General features: G+C 34.2%; 17 protein-coding genes. 5 read left to right on the top strand and 12 right to left on the bottom strand.

The window, feature by feature from the left end:
- Positions 1 to 50: 50 nt before the first annotated feature.
- The 3 genes from ACTYA4_RS16180 to ACTYA4_RS16190 all read right to left on the bottom strand — a co-directional run bounded on the left by ACTYA4_RS16180 (position 51) and on the right by ACTYA4_RS16190 (position 2,595).
- Positions 51 to 881, bottom strand: coding sequence for an aldo/keto reductase (locus tag ACTYA4_RS16180; protein ID WP_445505723.1), 831 nt, complete (start codon positions 879 to 881; stop codon positions 51 to 53).
- 347 nt (positions 882 to 1,228) lie between these two features.
- Positions 1,229 to 2,077 carry an SDR family oxidoreductase gene (locus ACTYA4_RS16185; RefSeq protein ID WP_445505755.1) on the bottom strand — a complete coding sequence of 283 codons (849 nt, stop codon included), beginning with the start codon at positions 2,075 to 2,077 and terminating at the stop codon, positions 1,229 to 1,231.
- A gap of 14 nt (positions 2,078 to 2,091) precedes the next feature.
- Positions 2,092 to 2,595 carry a GNAT family N-acetyltransferase gene (locus tag ACTYA4_RS16190; RefSeq protein WP_445505724.1) on the bottom strand — a complete coding sequence of 168 codons (504 nt, stop codon included), beginning with the start codon at positions 2,593 to 2,595 and terminating at the stop codon, positions 2,092 to 2,094.
- Positions 2,596 to 3,161: 566 nt separating this feature from the next.
- Here ACTYA4_RS16190 and ACTYA4_RS16195 point away from each other — a divergent pair.
- Together ACTYA4_RS16195 and ACTYA4_RS16200 are read left to right on the top strand one after the other, a co-directional pair.
- The gene (locus ACTYA4_RS16195; RefSeq protein WP_443482837.1) at positions 3,162 to 3,779 is read left to right on the top strand and encodes a DUF47 domain-containing protein; all 618 of its coding nucleotides are present in this window, start codon (positions 3,162 to 3,164) and stop codon (positions 3,777 to 3,779) included.
- Between the two features lie 11 nt (positions 3,780 to 3,790).
- Complete coding sequence (locus ACTYA4_RS16200) at positions 3,791 to 4,789, top strand: inorganic phosphate transporter (RefSeq protein WP_445505725.1); 999 nt, start codon at positions 3,791 to 3,793, stop codon at positions 4,787 to 4,789.
- 259 nt (positions 4,790 to 5,048) lie between these two features.
- Here ACTYA4_RS16200 and ACTYA4_RS16205 read toward each other — a convergent pair whose 3' ends face one another.
- The gene (locus tag ACTYA4_RS16205; protein WP_445505726.1) at positions 5,049 to 6,707 is read right to left on the bottom strand and encodes a M20/M25/M40 family metallo-hydrolase; all 1,659 of its coding nucleotides are present in this window, start codon (positions 6,705 to 6,707) and stop codon (positions 5,049 to 5,051) included.
- Positions 6,708 to 7,053: 346 nt separating this feature from the next.
- Here ACTYA4_RS16205 and ACTYA4_RS16210 point away from each other — a divergent pair, with 346 nt between their 5' ends.
- Positions 7,054 to 7,617, top strand: coding sequence for a YitT family protein (locus tag ACTYA4_RS16210; RefSeq protein WP_445505727.1), 564 nt, complete (start codon positions 7,054 to 7,056; stop codon positions 7,615 to 7,617).
- Positions 7,618 to 8,255: 638 nt separating this feature from the next.
- Here ACTYA4_RS16210 and ACTYA4_RS16215 read toward each other — a convergent pair.
- The 4 genes from ACTYA4_RS16215 to ACTYA4_RS16230 form a co-directional block, all read right to left on the bottom strand.
- Positions 8,256 to 11,135, bottom strand: a complete 2,880-nt coding sequence (locus ACTYA4_RS16215) for an ATP-binding protein (protein ID WP_445505728.1) — start codon at positions 11,133 to 11,135, stop codon at positions 8,256 to 8,258.
- On the bottom strand, positions 11,128 to 11,493 hold the full coding sequence (locus ACTYA4_RS16220; protein ID WP_443482832.1) for a response regulator: 366 nt from the start codon (positions 11,491 to 11,493) through the stop codon (positions 11,128 to 11,130). The genes ACTYA4_RS16215 and ACTYA4_RS16220 overlap by 8 nt, the downstream gene beginning before the upstream one ends.
- Positions 11,494 to 12,021: 528 nt before the next feature.
- Complete coding sequence (locus ACTYA4_RS16225; protein WP_445505729.1) at positions 12,022 to 13,641, bottom strand: GGDEF domain-containing response regulator; 1,620 nt, start codon at positions 13,639 to 13,641, stop codon at positions 12,022 to 12,024.
- A gap of 388 nt (positions 13,642 to 14,029) precedes the next feature.
- Positions 14,030 to 14,242, bottom strand: a complete 213-nt coding sequence (locus ACTYA4_RS16230; protein WP_443483679.1) for a helix-turn-helix transcriptional regulator — start codon at positions 14,240 to 14,242, stop codon at positions 14,030 to 14,032.
- A gap of 250 nt (positions 14,243 to 14,492) precedes the next feature.
- On the opposite strand from ACTYA4_RS16230, the gene ACTYA4_RS16235 reads away from it, so the two are divergent.
- Positions 14,493 to 14,879 carry a helix-turn-helix domain-containing protein gene (locus ACTYA4_RS16235; RefSeq protein WP_443483680.1) on the top strand — a complete coding sequence of 129 codons (387 nt, stop codon included), beginning with the start codon at positions 14,493 to 14,495 and terminating at the stop codon, positions 14,877 to 14,879.
- Between the two features lie 149 nt (positions 14,880 to 15,028).
- Positions 15,029 to 15,454: a DUF4395 domain-containing protein gene (locus ACTYA4_RS16240; protein WP_443483681.1), complete on the top strand. Its 426-nt coding sequence runs from the start codon at positions 15,029 to 15,031 to the stop codon at positions 15,452 to 15,454.
- Between the two features lie 299 nt (positions 15,455 to 15,753).
- On the opposite strand, the gene ACTYA4_RS16245 is transcribed toward ACTYA4_RS16240, so the two are convergent.
- From ACTYA4_RS16245 to ACTYA4_RS16260, 4 genes are all read right to left on the bottom strand, one after another.
- Complete coding sequence (locus ACTYA4_RS16245; protein WP_443483682.1) at positions 15,754 to 16,197, bottom strand: DUF6376 family protein; 444 nt, start codon at positions 16,195 to 16,197, stop codon at positions 15,754 to 15,756.
- A gap of 356 nt (positions 16,198 to 16,553) precedes the next feature.
- Entirely contained in the window at positions 16,554 to 17,447 is an 894-nt protein-coding gene (locus ACTYA4_RS16250) for a phosphotransferase (protein ID WP_443483683.1), read from the bottom strand.
- 73 nt (positions 17,448 to 17,520) lie between these two features.
- Positions 17,521 to 17,916: a YbaN family protein gene (locus ACTYA4_RS16255; RefSeq protein ID WP_443483684.1), complete on the bottom strand. Its 396-nt coding sequence runs from the start codon at positions 17,914 to 17,916 to the stop codon at positions 17,521 to 17,523.
- A 353-nt stretch (positions 17,917 to 18,269) separates the two neighbouring features.
- The gene (locus ACTYA4_RS16260; RefSeq protein WP_445505730.1) at positions 18,270 to 19,379 is read right to left on the bottom strand and encodes an RNA-guided endonuclease InsQ/TnpB family protein; all 1,110 of its coding nucleotides are present in this window, start codon (positions 19,377 to 19,379) and stop codon (positions 18,270 to 18,272) included.

Consider the following 19,379-nt stretch of genomic DNA (forward strand, 5'->3'; position numbering starts at 1 on the left):
TTTTTTAAATAAAAAACATGGTTAGATTTTATGATTTATCTTTTTAGTATCTAAAATAGTAATTCATCAGGATTTTTTCCTGTTCTTTCGTTCATATTTAATTGATCTATCTGGTTCATTTCATCCATACTTAATTGAAAATCAAATATATCTGCATTTTCCTTTAATCTAGTTGGAGAAACTGATTTTGGGATGACAATGATGTCATTTTGCAAATGCCATCTTAAAATAATTTGTGCAGGTGATTTTCCATGTTTATTGGCAATATATTTAATCGTTGGTTCGTTTAGCAGCTGCCCTCTAGCAAGAGGAGACCATGCTTCCACCTTAATATCTTTCTCTTTACAGTATTGTCTTAATTCTTCTTGTGCTAATCTAGGATGCAGCTCTACTTGATTGACGGTTGGCTTTTCATTTGCATTTGCCATTAATCGCTCTAAATGGTGTTCATGAAAATTACTTACGCCAATCGCCTTAACAAGTCCTTCTTCATACAATCTTTCAAGTGCTTTCCATGATTCAATATACTTGTCTTTTCCAGGCCAATGTATTAAATATAAATCTATATACTCTAAATCTAGTTTTTTTAAACTCGTTTCAAACGCGTTAAGGGTTGCATCATAACCATGGTCGTCATTCCAAAGCTTCGTTGTTATAAACAGCTCTTCTCTTACGATCGCGCTTTCTTTAATAGCTTGCCCTACACCTTCTTCGTTGGCGTAAAAAGCTGCCGTATCAATGGAACGATAGCCTAATTGAATAGCTGTTTTTACCGTATCCACTATTGTTTTTCCTTCTTCTACTAAGTAAACCCCTAATCCAAGCTGAGGAATTTGTACGCCATTATGTAGCTTCACTTTATGTTCGATGCTTTTAATCACAAAAAGACACCTCCAAATTTTGAATTATCTATATTTTAACATTTTCCTCAGAAGATAATCCAATAAAAAACGCTCTGCAACCTACTATGCAGAACACTTCGAGTTGACTATATTTGTTAATCAATGTAAAATTTCGGCTGTTTTCTCAGTATTTGTTGTTTTTTTACGTAAAAAAATGGGAGAAGAAGTACTCAGCAGACTGAATACACGTAGACTCCTGTGGGAATGCGAGAAAGACGAGACCCCACAGGAGAGTATGCGACGAGGAGGCTCAACGCTCGCTAAACGGACGAAGTGTATTCAGGCTGCGTATTTAAAAGCAACAATCTATACGAAAACAGCCAAAATTATAAATCGTTTTTTAACAGCAACAGCATCATTTTTTCCCACCATCTCCATGGCAGAAGCGCTTTTATCAACATGGTTTGTTTTACTCCTTTTCCAATAGCATAACGAAAGGAAGGATTTTTTTTATTTGCGATTGCCACCACTTTTTTTGCTACCTCTAATGGATCTCTATAACTTTTACTGCTCATATGTAGATACGCTTCGAGTCTCTTCATATATAAATAATAAGGGGATGTTTCTGATTGAGATTTTTTAGTTACTTTTTTTCCAGTGCTCCATATATTTGTTTGATATGAACCTGGCTCTACTATCGAAACATCAATAGAAAATGGTCGTAATTCCAACCTTAATGACTCACTCCATCCTTCCAATGCAAACTTAGATGAAACGTACGGAGAAAGGCCTGGAAATCCAACCTTTCCACTGATGCTGCTCATCATAATAATTTTTCCAAACCCTTGTCGTCTCATTAATGGTAAAACCATTTGGGTAACAGCTATCGTTCCAAAATAATTTGTTTCCAACTGGTTTTTATACTCTTCCAGCGGAACATCTTCCACAAACCCTGCCACAGCATATCCTGCATTATTAATAAGAACCTCAACACTGCCAATTTCGTCTATATAATCCTTGAAATTTTTTATACTTTCTTTGCAAGTAACATCAAGAGGAAATGGGGTTATAAGGGAATCTACTCCTTTTATTTTTGCTTTTTCCAGCAGCAATGAACCCTTATTTACATCTCTCATTGCTGCAATGACATGATAACCTTCTACTGCAAATTCTAATGCCATTAATAAACCAAACCCGCTATTCGCTCCCGTTATTACAGCTACTTTTTTCACCAGTTTTCTCCTTTATACTATTGATTAAAATACTCTTTTTTCAACATCGACATTAAGTAGATGGATTCAAATTGATTATTAATTTTTACGGCTTCTCTTTGCAATCCTTCTTCGATAAATCCTTCTGACTCATACAATGCTTTTGCTTTTTGATTATGATCCACTACATCTAACCAAAAACGATTTGCCTTTTTTTCTGTAAAAACCCATTTTTTCATTAATTGCAGCATTTGACGACCGTATCCTTTTCCTTTATCCGAAAAAGCTGTTCTTTTTAATTCAATGCTTTCATTGCTGTCGTTTAATCCGTTAATTAATAAATATCCTACGGGTTTATTTTCTTTTTTTTCGATGACAATTAAATGCATTAAATTAGTATCTTGTTGGATTGCATGCAAATGTTCATCCCTTGACCACTGCATGATATATGGCAGGTTGTCTTTATGCGATTCTGTGGTAATGATATAAGAAAGATCACTTTCAATCGTCTTTCTAATTAAAATAGTGCTGTTTTCTATCATTACTTTCACCTCTGCATTTAGCTTTTATTATTAATTTATTCTATTATAGAAAATTAGACACAACAATGATTAATTACTAATTACTTTTCAAGAAGGCTCTGTTAAACTTGCCTGTTGATTGCAGCGAGCGATAAGCTTCGGAAACCCCCTTTTAACAGAGCTTATTTTCAGGGTAGACACCTATGCAACAAAATTTGCATCATGGTACATGGAAAGAAGCAGTCTCCATATTTATAGCACAGAGCAGCGTGAATACACGAAGACTCCTGCGGGAAAGCGAGAAAGACGAGACCCTGCAGGAGCGTAGCGACGAAGCGGCTCGGCGCTCGCCCGCAGAAAGCGTAGTGTATTCACGCTGCGGAACTTCTTTTCAGGGTAGCCTATCCTTTAATACACAAGCTAAATATTAAGAATTTTTAAACTTTATAAAAAATACAAGTAGGTAATTTAAAAATTACGTAAACTAAATATTAATTTTTTGTAAAGATTTCGATAAAAAGCTACCCACTTCGACAAACTTTCGTTACAATATGGAAGGCTTAGCTTATAAAATGGGGGTAACAATAATGGTTTTCAAAAGACAGGATAAATTTGCAGTACTTTTAAATAATATTGCTTCTAATTTAAAAGAAGGCGCTGATTATTTTGCAGATTTTAAAATTAAAAATGTCAGTGATTTAAAAACATTTTCTGAAACAGTCAAAGAAATTGAAACGAAAGGCGATACGTATGTTCATGACGTGATTACTGAATTGAACAAAGCTTTTATTACACCGATTGAACGCGAAGATATTCTTGCATTAACAATGAGCATGGATGATGTATTGGATAGCTTAGAGCACTGCTCTGCATTGCTTGAAATGTACAACATCATTAGTGCAGATGAGTATATGCTTCGTTTTGTTGAAGCAATTAAAAAATGTGGCCTTGAAATTCAAAAATCCGTAGAGCTTTTATCAACAAAGAAATTGCCAAAAATCAGAGAATATGCAATTCGCATCAAAGATTTAGAATCAAAGTGCGACGGTATTCTTCGCCAATCTATCAAGCATTTATTTTCTGTTGAAAAAGATCCAATCCGTATTATTCAATATAAAGAAGTGTATGAAAATCTAGAAGAAGTTGCTGATAACTGCCAAAGTGTTGCAAACACACTTGAAAGTATCATAATGAAGAATGCTTAAGGAGTTTACCTATGGATACAATTTTAATCATTACCATTTTAATTGTGGTTTGCGCCTTAGCATTTGATTTTATCAATGGATTTCATGATACGGCCAATGCTATTGCAACTGCAGTCTCTACAAAAGCGTTAAAACCTAGACATGCCATCATTTTGGCAGCCGTTATGAATTTTATTGGGGCAATGACTTTTACTGGTGTTGCTAAAACCATTACTAAAGATATTGTAAACCCATTTACTTTAAATAATGGTTCTCTTGTTATTTTAGCAGCACTTATTGCAGCTATTTTCTGGAATCTATTAACATGGTATTATGGCATACCAAGCAGTTCCTCCCATGCCATTATCGGTTCGATTGCAGGTGCTGCGATTGCTGCTTCTGGATTCGATTCTTTAAATTATAGTGGATTTACTAAAATCATTGAGGCACTTATTTTATCACCAATTATTGCATTTGGTATTGGATTTTTGGTTTATTCAATTTTTAAATTAATTTTTAGAGATTTAAATTTAACAAAAACAAACCGCAGATTCCGTATATTCCAAATTTTCACTGCTGCTTTGCAAGCATACACACACGGTACAAACGATGCACAAAAAGCAATGGGTATCATTACAATGGCATTAATCGCCAATAATTATCTTACTACAGATGATGTTCCTTTTTGGGTTCAGCTTTCCTGTGCGCTGGCAATGGGACTTGGTACTTCTGTTGGTGGCTGGAAAATTATCAAAACCGTTGGCGGTAATATTATGAAGATTCGTCCTGTTAATGGCGTAGCAGCCGATATTACTGGAGCTATGATTATATTCGGAGCAACATTTATTCACCTGCCAGTTAGTACGACACATGTTATTTCTTCATCCATTTTAGGAGTAGGTGCTTCCCACCGCCTAAAAGGCGTAAAATGGGGAACGGCACAAAGAATGTTAATTACTTGGGTGATTACATTGCCTATTTCTGCAGCTTGTGCAGCGATCTGCTATTATATTTTAAATTTTATTTTCTAAAACAAAGAAGGCCTTCTTTCAATCAGAAGGTCTTTTTTGTTTAGGCTGTTTTCTCAAAGTTAGTTGTTTTTCCATGTAAAAAAATAGGAGAATAAGTACTCAGCAGAATGAATACACGTAGACTCCTGTGGGAATGCGAGAAAGACGAGACCCCACAGGAGCGTATGCGACGAGGAGGCTCGACGCTCGCTAAACGGACGAAGTGTATTCGGGCTGCGAGTTTAAAAGCAATAATCTATACGAATACAGCCTTGTTTTATTACCTGTCAACTGTTAATAACTTTTCCGTCACTTCTCTTATAATAAGAGGCAATGTATGAAAAGAGTATGGTTTGTATACTCTTTCAGTCCATTTATGTCCGCCTTTCCCGTACACCCCAATATTTAATGCTGGAATATTTAATTCCTTCATTTCTTCTAATGCTAACGGAAATAATTGGTCCATGCCTGGAAAATTAGCTTTTATTGTTTCTATTTCTGCAGCATTGCCATAAAAAGCTAAAAAACTGCCATCACATAAATAAGGGAAATAGTTTCTCAAAGAAAAACTTTCTTTGTATTTTTCCCCACTGCTTTCCAATACATTTGCAATGATCTGTTTTAATTCAATAGATCGTTCATCGTTTTGCAGCGTATTAGATGGCAAAAAAGGTGGTGCAAAAAAGATAATAACCCTTGGTTTCTTTTCTGGATCTAAATTCTGCAATGCTTCCACCATTTCAAAGGCAATCATACGATCATCCGTTATTTCTTTTCTCGCTTTAGCAAGTACTTCTATTATCCTTTTTTCCGGATCTACCTGCTTTTCTTTTAGCTGGTCTATATATTCTTGCAATGTTAGAACTTCTGTTTTCCAATCTAATACACGTTCTGGAAGATTATTTGCCAACCTGTATGCTTGATAATGATCAGCAAGCTCTTTTTCAATTTTTTCAGAAGCTTTTACTGCAATTTCTTTCAATTTCTCCAACACTTCAGCCGGAGTTGCTTTATAAATAAAATAGTTAAAATACATTCTTAAACTTACAGGTGTTTGCACATCATAGCTGCTTTTATTCTCTTTAAAATACAAACAGCTAGGCGGCAACACAAGTTCACCTTCCAATGCTTCAGCAAGAGAAAAATTTTGATTCATCACACGGTTTATTTCTGAACCAATTAATGTAGGATCCAGTCCTACAAGGCTTTCTCCTACATGCGCTTCTCTTCCAAATATAGAAAAACACGGAAGAAGCTTCCCAGCACCTCCACAATAAATATACTTATTTGAATCTCCTTCATATAGCGGGGAAATAAAATCATTATTAATCGCAGCAATAAATTGTAAATTCTTTTCTGCTTTTAATCTCGATAATTCATATAATGCCCCTCTTATTCCGATATGCTGATTTTCCTCATCCACATTAAAAAGAACTAATATATTACCTTCCAATTGTTCTCTATTGCTAGAATAATATAAAAGATTTGCTAAATGAATGCTGATGCCGCTTTGCATATCAAGAGCTCCTCTGCCAAACATCCACTCTCCAGATAAAGCATCCTGCTGCGCTTCAGCATCCGCTTTATAAGTAGAAAAATACGTTTGCAGCTTATCTGGACTATGCGCTATTTCTTTGATGCTTCCATAATCATCAATTCCTACCGTATCAATATGAGCATGAAAAATAATGGTTTTATTTGATTTTTTTATGCTTTCTACAAAAGCAAATACATTTACTCGCTTTCCTTCTTCCAATGTTTGTTTCCAAATATTTATTGGATTTTCTTTAAAATATGGAAACGATTGAATTGCTTTATAAAGAAAGTCTCCTTTTTCCTTTTCACCTTCTGTTCCATTATGACTTTTCATTTGTACTAGTATTTTTGTTAAATATTCAATTTGATTATGTAGTGGTAAATCTTTTAATTGATCATACATTGTTCTTCATCCCCTACCCTATTGCTAATATATTAAGTTTAGCGGTTATATAGCAAGTCTTACAATACATTTTAAAAAATTGAAAATTAATATTGAAAAAAAAACTAATGATTTCAGAGTGAGACAAAAGTGATTTTAGCAGAAACTTCAGGCTGATCGAAAACGTTTGTCTTTCGAGGCGTGAAGCCTTGGGAGGAGCGGAGTTACCGTGGTTGGGTAATGAGCATCCGAGTAAGGCGAACAACGAAGAAAGCGAGCGTTTGTCGACAGCCTGGATTTTCTTGATTCTAATTTTTTATTACTGACATAGTATGTACTAGAATGGACAAGGTAGGATGATACGATAATGGCAGAAAAAATAGCAGTTGTTTTCATCGGGAGCATGCTTGTCGGAATCGGAGTTAACGGTTTTTTAGTTCCACATCACCTTTTAGACGGCGGATTAATCGGAATTGGTTTAATACTGCATTATCATTATGATATTCCAACTGGCATGACAATGATTATTATTAGTGTTCCGTTATATCTATTTGTATGGTTTTATAATAAACAATATTTTTTCTACGGCATATTTGGCTTTGTTATTTCCTCTTTGATGATTGATCTTCTTTCCTTTTTACGAGACTCTTTTTCTTTGTCAATGCTTTTCAGCTCCTTTATTGGAGGGATGATTATTGGGATCGGAATAGGCATAATGCTGCGATTTGAAACAAGCACAGGAGGCACCGATTTACTGGCACAAATTATTGCCAACTACTCTACCCTCCATGTAGGAATCATTATTTTTATTATTGACGGATTCATCTTATTAAGCGGCATCCCTATTGTCGGATTGGATAAACTCGCTGCATCATTTGTTACGATTGTATTTGTTGCAATATTTACGACATTAATGACTGGAAAAATATAAAAAGTTGCTGATAATAAAATTAGAAAAAAAACAAGAAGGTCTATTCCCAATGTCATCAAGCTAGGATTCAAATAAAAGGAAAATAAGCAACTAAATAGGAAGTAAGGGTTTCCGTTCTGTTCTCCGAGGCTTACCGCTCGCTTTCCACGGGGCGAGCGCCGAGCCTCCTCGTCGCTTTGCTCCTGTGGGGTCTCGTCTTTCTCGCTAATCCCGTAGGAGTCGAGCGGACACCTCTCCAAACAAATGAGGTATTTCTTTTAAATAAAGGGTATCCCATAAATAGGATCCATAAAAAAGGCAATAGGATGCCCAGGCGGATGAAATGTAATTTTTTTCACCCTCCCTTGGCATCCTATTTTCATGAATCAAAACTTTAAAAAGCGGACTTTTGAATCAATTCATTTCTATTAGCTCGTAATCCTTTTACACGGTTAAAACACTTTTCTCCATAAAAAAATCACCACACATCGTTGATATAACCAAAAAAAGGTATCCAAATCGATTATTGTGGTGTTCTTAAAAAGTCAAGTGATTTGTTGGTTTAATATAACAATTTTATGACGGTTTAATCTAATAACATTTTATGGAACCTTAAGTTGATGACATTGGGTCTATTCCCTCTTGGTTTATCAGAAATTTTAATGATCTCCTGAATTTGAATCTTTTTCTGGAATGAGCACTTGCCCGATTTTCCCCATTTTTAATAAGGTTTGCATAATCGTTCTTGATAACTCACTTGGTCGATACGGCTTCACTAAATAGTCCATTGCTCCTAATGAATAGCCCTTTTCTTTTTCATCTAATGCAGTTGAAATCACAATCGGTATATCTTTTATTATGTCTTTCTTTTTCAACTTCTGCATCATATCCCATCCGTTCAGATTATCATTCTCTAGCATAATATCTAAAACGATGGCATCTGGTGTATTTTGTTCAATTGCTTGTAATGCTTCTTGACCATTCTTAAAGTATTGCACCTGAAATCCATAATCTCTTAGCTCATGAATCATCAGTTCAGCTAAACTATAATCATCTTCAATTACCATAATTTTATAAGCGATTATTTTATTTGAATCAACATCATTATTGAAATCCTTTAAGTGAACAGCAACGCATGGAAATGATAGGGTAAAGGTACTGCCTTGACCTAATTGTGATGTTACGGTAACGTCCCCATCATGAGCGTTCATAATTTCTTGGACAATCGCTAAACCTAGTCCTGTTCCACCTATCTTCCGTCTATCTGTATTATCGACACGATAAAATTTAGTAAAAAGCTTACTTATTTCTTCTGCTGGTATTCCTAATCCTCTATCCTTTACCGAAACATTTATTTTTCCATGTTCTTCAAATATGGCTATTTCAATTAGACCACCTTCTGGAGAATATTTAATGGCATTGCTGATAATATTCGTAAATGCTTGCTCTATTTTCAATTTATCTCCAAGAATATACGTATTTTCTAATGAAGAAAGTATAGTTATATCATGTTTTGGCGCATTTATTTGTTGCTTCTCTACTATTCCTTCAACAATCGGTAAAATCTCAATATATTTCTTTTCATATGTCTGCTTTCCAGCTTCCATTCTTTGAACATCTAAAAAATCATTTATGAGCGCAGTTAATCTTTTCGCTTCTCCATATATGGTCGATAAATATTTTTTCTGTCTTTCCTCTTTTAATTCACGGTTGATCATTAACTCTGTAAATCCTAATATACTCGCCAAAGGGGTTCGAAGTTCATGGCTTACTGTACTGACAAATTCTGATTTCATTTTATCTACTTCAAATTCTTTTGTTATATCTCGATAAACAAAAACCGTTCCAAACTTTTCTTCCCCACGAAATAAACCTTCTGCATACACGTTAATTACTTTATTTTCCTTCTTGATAGGAAAAGTAAAAGAGCTATTCGATGAAGTTTGCAGAGAATTTTCTATAAAAGTAATTAAGGCATCGTCCCCATCTAGAAATTGTGCTAAATACGTTGTCCAGTCACGCCAGCATTGTCCAACTAATAACTCTAACTTTTGATAATATCCCATCATTTCACAAAATTTACTATTGACTTGAATGATTTCTCCACTTGTGCCAACTAGCTGAATCCCTTCTTGCACATTGTTTAATATATCTTGATTTAATACTTTATCTTTTTCCGTTTGTTCAAATAAATGAATTTTGTCTAAGGAAATCCCTATTTGTTTAGCTAATGTAACAAATTCATCCATTTTAAATTCAGTAAAACGGTCGCTAAAACGGCTATACATCATGATAGCAACTATATCTTCATTTGCTGAAAATACAGGAATATATAAGTCATATACATAGCCTGTTTCTTCATGATAGCCTTTCTCCGGTATGACGAGTTTTCGTTTAATAATAAATGGTTTGCGCTGTTCTTCTAAGCGGAAATACATACCAGTATATAAATAATCTTTAAACTGTTTAGCACCTTTCACCGATATGCCGAATGCTGCATATGAATCTTCTTCCACCATCACAATAATCCCTCTATCTGCCTTAATCAGATCACACATATTTTCAATGATGCTATTTAAAACTTTTTGCTTATTAAGTGAATTGGATAGATTATTTATTAAGCGATTTCTGCGAAATAATGTTTCTTCATTGTTTTTTACTGTTTTTAATACCTCTTCTAACTGTGTTTGCTGTGCATATAATTCATCTTGTTGAGCAATTAGCTCTTCATTTTGTGTCAACAAATCCTGTTCTTTTTCTTGAATACTTTGATACATACGAGAAAAAGCAACAGATAATATTGCCAACTCGTCATTCCTTTTTGTTTCGACTTTTATTTCCGCCTCATTGCCTTTTGCTATTTCATTTGCAGCAACTGCAAAATCAGACAGTGGCTTTCCAATTCTTTTCACCATTATTCTTCCAATAATAATGACAATTGTTAATAATACAATCGTATAAACAAGAAACGATAACTGTAAATTCGCAATAGAATTGGAAAGTTTTGTTACTTCCTGATTCAGGGTTTTATTTATCTCGACTAAATACGAGTTTAATTCTTTTTGATAGGCTTCAACCTTTGCCGTTCCCCCATCATTGGCAAGTTTCATTAATTCTTTATCCTTGCCTTGTTCATAATAGGCTAGTGCTTTTGGCAGTATTTCTTCAAAATAAAAAGTATAAAATTCTTTCATCTCTTTTAATGCCAAGTGATCATCATCTGTTTTTGCTAATTGATTAAACTGTTGAATCAATACTTTGATCTCTTGTTGTTCATTTTGAGCACTTTCCTTTAACTTTTTATTATTAAAAGCATAATAACCTCGTGCATTAGACATCGCTTTTAGAAAATGAGCTTCTATGTCCTGAACTAATTTGCGTTTTTCAATTAGTTTTTCGCGATTTTCCACATAATTTTCGTTTACAGATTTTTGAAAATAAACCAGTATGCTAGCTCCTACAACAAATAATAGAATGAAAAAGCATATTAAGGCTACAAATTGCCTTGATATGCTTTGTTTAATATAGGAATTAATCATGTACAATTTCCTCAACTTTTTTTAACAATTCTAATGGACTGAAAGGTTTTGCCATAAAATAATCTGCTCCAGCATGTAATATATGTTCTTGTTCAAAAGCTTGACTTTTAGCGGTAAGCATTAAAATTTTCAAGTGTTGATGAGCTGTATCTTTGCGTACTTGTTCAATGACTTCCAACCCTGTTAAAATGGGCATCATATAATCTAAAATGAGGAGATCGTACTTATTTTGGCTAATTAACCGAAGTGCCTCTTCGCCATCTTGTGCTTCATCAACAATAAATTCTTCCTCTTCAAGGGTATCCATAATTAACATTCTTAAAATATCTTCATCGTCTGCTAATAATATTCTTTTCATTTTTTCTCCCAAGAGTCGTTTATTTAATAGTTTAAACAGTTTTTATGTTGTTAGTACTATTACTTATATCGGTTAGACTACTATATTTTTTACTCAAAGAAAGAAAAAGAATGTTTATAGATTATTACTTTTAACTCGCAGCCTTAATACACTTCGTCCGTTTAGCGAGCGTCGAGCCTCCTCGTCACATTGCTGAGGTCACTGAAAAAGTGGATGCTATGAAATATAGATAGTGAAAATCAAGCATTTAGAGGGTTTCGTTCGGTTTTCCGAGGCTTACCACACGCTTTCCGCGGGGCGAGCGCCGAGCCTCCTCGTCGCTTTGCTCCTGTGGGGTCTCGTCTTTCTCGCATTCCCACAGGAGTCTACGTGTATTCAGTCTGCTGAGTACTTCTTCTCCCATTTTTTTTAAGTAAAAAACAACAAACTTTGAGAAAACATCCTTAATAAAAACCAAAGGACGAAGCAGCCTATTTGTTTCATAACATTTCAAATAAGCGAAACTCCATCCTCTTTTCTAAAAGAAGGTTATTGAATCATTCTCTTAATTAAACGCATGATTCGTGCTTCTAATTCTGTTATATTAAAAGGTTTTGTTAAATAATCATCTGCACCAAATTTTAAAGCTTGTGCAATATCCGACTTGCTTTTTCTCCCTGTCAGCATCAACACATGTACTTCCTGCTTACTGGATAATTGTTTTACCTGTTGTAAAATTTCCAATCCATCTATAACTGGCATCACGCCATCTAATATTAAAAAGTGCAAACCTGGATGTGTTAACCGATCAGATGATAGAAATTGCAAGCCATCTTCATATGCTTGCACATTAACTGCTAAATTATCAAATGACATTTCACTAATTGTCGTGATTAATATCGAGCGTATTAATGCATCATCATCCACTATGGATACGTTTAGAATTTTTTTAGTTGGGGCAATTTGCATTTTGTTTGCACTTTCAATCCGAGCTCTTCCGTTATTTTTTGCTAAATACAACGCTTCATCTGCTGTTTTGATGGCAGTTTGCAAATCGATATTTTGATGTTCAATACTATAGATTCCCGCAGAAAACGTTAAGGAAAATGACTTTTCCCCCTCATTAAATACGATGTTAGAAAAGCCCTCCAGCATTCTGTTTAACACTTCTTTAACTTCTGCTTCTGTTGCCCGTTGAAAAAGAATAACAAACTCTTCTCCCCCATATCGAAAAAGGGTATCAGTATTTCTAATGCTTTTTTTCATATATTGAGCAAATTCAGCTAATACTTTATCACCCATAACATGACCATATGTATCATTAATTTTTTTAAAGTAATCTAAGTCGATAATAGCAACTGTACCAACAGTATTTGTTCTTGCCATCTCACTTATAAAGCGGTTATAAGAGTCTTGTAAAAATTTGCGGTTATATACTTGTGTAAGTTCATCAATGATGACGGACTGATCAAATATTCTTTTCCTTTCTAAATGACGTTCAATTCGAATTAAAAATTCCTCTATATCAATTGGCTTGCTGATAAAATCATCTGCTCCCATTTTATAAGCGCTCAAGCGTGTAGCTCTATCTTTTTTGATGCTGCACATAATTTTTGGAACGAAAAATCGATTCGAATGTTGTTGTATATCATAAAGAACTTCAAATCCAGATTTTTGCGGTAAGTTTACATCAATAATAATACAATCAGGGTGCATATTATAATATTGATCGATCGCTTTATCTGCCTCTGTACTCGCAACGACCATCCAGCCTTTACTTTCCAATTTATCCTTTAAATAAATTAGGATGGAAATATCATCATCAATAATTTGAATTAACGGTACATTTACTACTCGTTCTCTTGCTGCTTTTGATACGTTTAGCGTAAACTGTTCATAATCATAACTAAGTTCCATTAATTCATAAAGAAACTCTCTTAACTCTTCAATTGGCCAAGGTTCCGTTCGATTTTCTACTTTATGAAGTAATTTTGATGATAATGTATAGATGACGTCTAATTCGAGTGTTCCAGATGTTCCTTTTATCGAGTGAAGAAATTCGTAAACCTTTATACTTTCAATTGGTTGAATTCCCTTATTTTCAAACCAATTCAGCATTTGATCTTTCATTTTTTTCACCAGCAAGCTTCTATATTTCCCCAAAGACATTTAATAGCACCTCTTTATGTTAATACTTTCACAGATAAGTCGTATTTCAAGCTGAACCTATAAATTTCTCATACAAAAAAACCAGCCTAAAAACTTATGGCCGGTTGCACCGATCTTTTGGAATTAACTTTACAAGTAAACTAATTATTGTCCATTTTACTCTTTATCCAAGGATGAAAGCTAAGAAATTTGCAGGAAATTACTTTTACTTTTCTACCTCATTTTACAATACTTTTTTCTTTAACAAAATGCAACACTTTTCATCATTTTTTTCCAATTTTTTAAAGCCATTTCCTTTACTGTTACATAGCTGAAAAAGAAAATTAAGTGAACCGAAACTTTCGGGAATCAAGTAATATAAAATTCGTTCTTATGACGTTGAATATAGTTAAGGATTGTTTACTTCTTTTTCGGGAAGAAAAATTTCATCTGGGGTTTTCTGAAAGATGCTTGCTATTTTTACTGCTTGATCATAAGAGAGTCCTCTTTTTCCATTTTCTATTTGCCAATAATAAGACTTTGTAATTCCTAGTTTATCAGCCATTTTTTGATAAGTATAACCATTTTTCTTACGTACTTCCCGCAGCTTTTTTCGATACATCTCTCCCAGCTCCCTCTGCCTTTATATAGTTAAAATTATACGTAAACACACGGTTAACTTCAACGCAATAATTACTATTTAGTTAACTTTCTTGTATAAATTTACTGTTAGCTATAAGTTAACTTATAATAGTTTTAAAGTGCATGTTCAAAAAGGAGAACAACAAGCGCCGAGAAGTTCAAGAAAGTGAAGCTTAAAGAACCGGACTTTTTGAACAACCTCTTAAAGTGATGGGAGAAGTGAATAAAGAATGTGTTTTCCTGAAAGATTAAGAAAGCTTCGAAAAGATGCGAATCTTACACAATCAAAGCTTGGGGAAAAAATGAATGTGACAAAAGTTTCGATTTCTGGATATGAAACGGGCAATCGCAGGCCGGATACAGAAACCTTGCAAAGATTGGCAGATTTTTTTCATGTTTCTACTGATTATTTACTCGGCAGATCAGCAGTAACAGAAAGCGCAGCAGCCTACTCAATAGGAATAAGAAAAGAACAGCTAATAGAAGATGATTATATTTTATTATCGGAATTAAAAAAATACCCCTACTTATACAGTGAAATAAGGAAAGATCCACAAAAGAATATTAAAAAATTAAATAAAATGTGGAGTTTTCTTCAGGAGGAAGGAAAAAAATAACCAAAAGCTTGTATCATCATTTTTTTTACAAGCTTTTGGTTATTTTTATTAACTTGTTATTTTCCTAAAAAATTTTTAGCAATATACTTAACAATCGTGGTAATCAGGAGTAAAATATATAATAAATCCTATCAGAAAGGTTGGTTTAAATGACAGCCGTTTTAAATACGATTCCACGTCCACTTGTTCGCACAAATCAATGGGTTATTTTTTCCGTTACACTGATTAGTTTGCTAACAGAACAATATTGGATTTTAGTTATTCCTTTAATCGCTGGTTTATTTGGTCTTCTTTTTCATTGGAATCCTATTATGAGAATAGCCAAACTTTTTCTTAAAAAAAATCCGCAAACTTATGTACAGGAAGATGTTGATCAACAGCAATTCAATCAATTGATAGCCGTAATCTGTTTAGGTGGGGGACTTCTTTCCTTTTCAATAGGCTGGACTATTTTAGGTTATATTTTCACCATAATGGTTGGTCTTGCATCGATTGTCGCTATTTTAGGTTTCTGTATCGGCTGCTTTATTCGCTTTCAATGGAAACAATATCAATTTCGCCGCTCTGCTAAATAAAAGCAGAGCGCGAAATCTCCTTTTAGGCTGTCGACAAAAGTTCGTTTTTTTATTTGGCTGTTTTCGTATAGCTTGTTGCTTTTAAACTCGCAGCCCGAATTCACTTCGCTTTCCGTGGGCGAGCGGCGAGCCTCCTCGTCGCATACGCTCCTGTGGGGTCTCGTCTTTCTCGCATTCCCACAGGAGTCTACGTGTATTCAGTCTGCTGAGTACTTCTTCTCCCATTTTTTTACGTAAAAAAAAACAAACTTTGAGAAAACAGCCTTTTTTATTTACAGAAGCGACAGCCTGAAGCAATGCTATTCTCCTAATTCTTTTATTTGCTTATAAATGCTTTGAATTTCTTGGATAGACTGTACTAGCTCATTGTTTTCCAGTACTTCTTTTTTTAATTTCCCATTCTCTATATTATCCAGATATACTGTAATACCCTTTTCGAGCTTATTATTTTGTTCAACTATTTGTTCATGTAAATCTTGCATCATACTAGGTGGTTCTAACTTATTAAAGTTTTGAATGTTTTCTTGAAAATCCTTTAATTTTGCTTCTAGCTCTTGTGCAGCCTGCTCATCCGTTACTGCTTTTTCAGTTAGCGCTGGAAGATCATTTGCAAACTGATTGGCTTCATTTACATATTTGGTTGCTTCATCGATATACGTTAATGTATTTTTCGTATCTTCAAGTGGCGAACATGCAGCTAATAATAACATAATCATTGGAATAGCTAATAACCATTTTTTCATAATAAGTACCTCCATTATTTTTTGCCTTTTCCTAACTCTTTTTTAATAATACATTCATCTCCTTTTTAATAGCAAAAAAAAAAGACCTCACCAATAAATGGTAAAGGTCTCACAAACAACATAAGTTGCCAATAAAGCCGAGGCCTCGATGCCTGTATTGACGACTTTATTGTACTGTTACTCCCCTTTATACAAAGGTTGTATTATATTATTGTTATAAAAGTTCTAACATAAGCTGTTACTGTAATTATAAGATATAAAGCGTTTTCAGTCAATTAATTATGCTTCGCTAATAATTGTAGTTGGATGAATTTTAACTAGATGTTACTTTAATTGCAACCGATAATCCTCTTATTTTACCCGTTCAATGCAAACTTCAAGCTATTTTTTGCATCTAAGTATAAATCTGCATCCTCCTTATCCAGTGCATAACTTAAAAGAACAACTGTTGTATAAACAGCTTTAAACTGAGCAAGTTGTATTGTCGCTTCATTCACCTCTCCATATATTTGAAAAAATTCCGGTCTGGAAGCTGATGGAAGCATACTGAAAATAATCGATAAATCTACTGCAGGATGGCCGATGTGCGAATCACCCCAATCGATAACTCCAGCTAACTGCCCCTTTTCATCTACTATCATATTACGTATATGTAAATCTCCATGTGTTAATACTTCTATTTTTTCTAGCTGTATTGGCTGTAGAGAAAGTGCATACTTTTCTGCCCGCTTATACAATTCTATATTATCATTAGATTGCAGAATCAAAATATTTTCCAATAATTTCACTTTTCTTTTTCCGATATCCAAACGGAAAAATTCATCATATGGGACAGGTATTTGCTTTATCTTGCTTAAAGAAGTTTGATGCAAGTCCTTCAAAAAAAGAGCCAGCGGTTTTGCCATCCCTATTCGTTGAGCAGCAGTAATCCGTTTTGGTACAACTCCTTCTACTAGATTGTATCCAATAAAACTCCATGGATACTCCTTGCTTTCTCTGCCAAAATATACAGGTTCAGGAACTGTCAAAGGCAATTGACCTGCTAATAACGGCAATAGTTTCGCTTCTGTTTGCAATAATTTCATGGCAATTTCCCGTCTTGGAAAGCGAAAAACAAATTTTTTATTTACAAGAAAGATAGTATTATCAAAGCCCTCCCCAAATTCCTCTATTGATTCAACGACTAAATTCGGAAATTGATTATGCAATAATTTACCTGCAAGCTCTCTTGAAACTACCCGTTCTGGCATCCAGCTGTTCCCCATCTTATCATCACTTCCATATCTTTTTTATTTCGATTTTAGTATGGGCAGTGGAAATCCATTATTTTTTCGTCATCATTTCTGTTGGTTCTGCTGCTCTTGTTTTAATAATAAACATGGAGACAAGCTGACCAATCGCAATACATCCTAAGAAAATTCGTGCATATAAATGATCAACAAGATAAGCACTTATTGCTAAACATATATAGCCCGTAATTAGAATTTTTATTTTTTGCTTTTTAGTTAACCCGCCTCTTTTAAAATCTTTTACATACTGTTGATAAAATCTAGTGGACCTAAACCAATTATTAACTCTATCAGATCCTCTTGTATAAAAATAAGAGGTTAACAACAGAAACGGCGTCGTTGGCAGCAAAGGCAAAAATATTCCGGCAATGCCAATTCCTAAAAAAACAGTTCCTAATGTGATATTTATCCATCTATATAAAGGCTTCAAGGAAAAACTCCTTTCTTACGTACGATAAATATATCTTATTATATAAAGACCAACGCTGCAAAGTATGTAAATGTGGAGATTATTTAACAGTTTCAAACTATGGTTGCCTTTTTATATTTTATAGTATTAACAAACATTGACATCCTCTCCCACCTAAAATCTTAACGTTTTTTGAGGAAGGGGATTCCAAAGGGATTTCACTGCGTTACAAACCGTCAGTGCCTTTGGTGTTACCGTTACTTCCTCCCATTCCGCACGTTGTTTCCAACAACAAAGAACGGTAGGGAATCATCAGTTAGGTGTACAGCTCAGTCAGGAGCCTTGTGAAGGACATTGAATCCTTTACAGCGGTTTTAAGCCGCAGTTATATCTTTTGATGGTCGTGTAGATATAACAAAACTTGCATTGACATCTGCATTTTGTTTATGTCCACATGAGCATGTATACAAAGAGCCTCGACGGTTCTTTTTTTGTTTATGTCCACATTTGGAGCATTCTTGACTCGTTTTATACGGGTCTACTTTTTGCACTTCCAGCTCGGCTAATTGTGCTTTGTATATAAGTTTTGTTTCTAAGTCAAAGAAAGCCCAAGAATGAATATTTCTGTCGCTTTTTTTCCAATATTTTTTCATAGAACGAATAGAAGAGAGGTCTTCGATTTTAATGATAGAAGCACCACAATCTTTAGCAAACTGAACCATTTTCTTTGAGATGACATGATTCCAGTATTGAATAATACGTTGTTCTTTATTTTCTAATCGTTTCAACGCTTTCGTATTTTTCGCTTTTTGTAATTTTCTGCGAAGTTTAAAAAACTTCCTACGAATATGACCAATCTGTTTTCCATTAAAATGAATATACTGGCCTGTTTCTCTTTCTCCGGCTACCGCAATATATTTTAGTCCTCTATCAACCCCAATAGATTTTGTACCTGTAGACTTTTTCTCTAATTCAAACGAAAGTGCAAAAGAAAAATACCATTTTCCTTTCTTATTGAACAATTGTCCGTTTCCCTTTTTTAATTTAAAGATATTATCATAGGATGTTTGAAAGAATGAAGAGTTTTTGTCCATTTTTCCCGTCAAAAGAAAACCAATCCAAAAAAGATTATACGCATTGCTCTTTAAAGGAACGTATTTATCTATTGTAAGATTTCCCTTCTCCATTGTAGGAATTCCCAACTTAAGATAACCATTATCCTGTCTTAACCTCCAATTCTGGTTATTAAATAGAATGGATATTCTTCTGCGAAAAGAAGGAAAGCCTTTCTTTTTCTCGTTCTTTTTCCAGTCCTCGTATCGACTAAGTGCCAGTTTTCTAGCTTCCTGAATGAGGGTAGAAGGAAGTTCAATAGGAGCTAATCTTTTATCTAATTCCGACTTTGTTACTGTAGGATGTTCTTTTTTGTATTGAATAGCTATATTACAAGCTTCCGAAAAGTTTTGTTGCATCGTTTCATACAT

The organism is Niallia yueguangensis, from assembly GCF_052663115.1.

Excerpts from the sequence above, each read along its gene's own strand:
- ACTYA4_RS16190 (WP_445505724.1), bottom strand. The coding sequence starts at position 2,595 with ATGATAGAAAACAGCACTATTTTAATTAGAAAGACGATTGAAAGTGAT.
- ACTYA4_RS16195 (WP_443482837.1), top strand. The coding sequence starts at position 3,162 with ATGGTTTTCAAAAGACAGGATAAATTTGCAGTACTTTTAAATAATATT.
- ACTYA4_RS16200 (WP_445505725.1), top strand. The coding sequence starts at position 3,791 with ATGGATACAATTTTAATCATTACCATTTTAATTGTGGTTTGCGCCTTA.
- ACTYA4_RS16205 (WP_445505726.1), bottom strand. The coding sequence starts at position 6,707 with ATGTATGATCAATTAAAAGATTTACCACTACATAATCAAATTGAATAT.
- ACTYA4_RS16210 (WP_445505727.1), top strand. The coding sequence starts at position 7,054 with ATGGCAGAAAAAATAGCAGTTGTTTTCATCGGGAGCATGCTTGTCGGA.
- ACTYA4_RS16215 (WP_445505728.1), bottom strand. The coding sequence starts at position 11,135 with ATGATTAATTCCTATATTAAACAAAGCATATCAAGGCAATTTGTAGCC.
- ACTYA4_RS16220 (WP_443482832.1), bottom strand. The coding sequence starts at position 11,493 with ATGAAAAGAATATTATTAGCAGACGATGAAGATATTTTAAGAATGTTA.
- ACTYA4_RS16225 (WP_445505729.1), bottom strand. The coding sequence starts at position 13,641 with ATGTCTTTGGGGAAATATAGAAGCTTGCTGGTGAAAAAAATGAAAGAT.
- ACTYA4_RS16230 (WP_443483679.1), bottom strand. The coding sequence starts at position 14,242 with ATGTATCGAAAAAAGCTGCGGGAAGTACGTAAGAAAAATGGTTATACT.
- ACTYA4_RS16235 (WP_443483680.1), top strand. The coding sequence starts at position 14,493 with ATGTGTTTTCCTGAAAGATTAAGAAAGCTTCGAAAAGATGCGAATCTT.
- ACTYA4_RS16240 (WP_443483681.1), top strand. The coding sequence starts at position 15,029 with ATGACAGCCGTTTTAAATACGATTCCACGTCCACTTGTTCGCACAAAT.
- ACTYA4_RS16245 (WP_443483682.1), bottom strand. The coding sequence starts at position 16,197 with ATGAAAAAATGGTTATTAGCTATTCCAATGATTATGTTATTATTAGCT.
- ACTYA4_RS16250 (WP_443483683.1), bottom strand. The coding sequence starts at position 17,447 with ATGCCAGAACGGGTAGTTTCAAGAGAGCTTGCAGGTAAATTATTGCAT.
- ACTYA4_RS16260 (WP_445505730.1), bottom strand. The coding sequence starts at position 19,379 with ATGTATGAAACGATGCAACAAAACTTTTCGGAAGCTTGTAATATAGCT.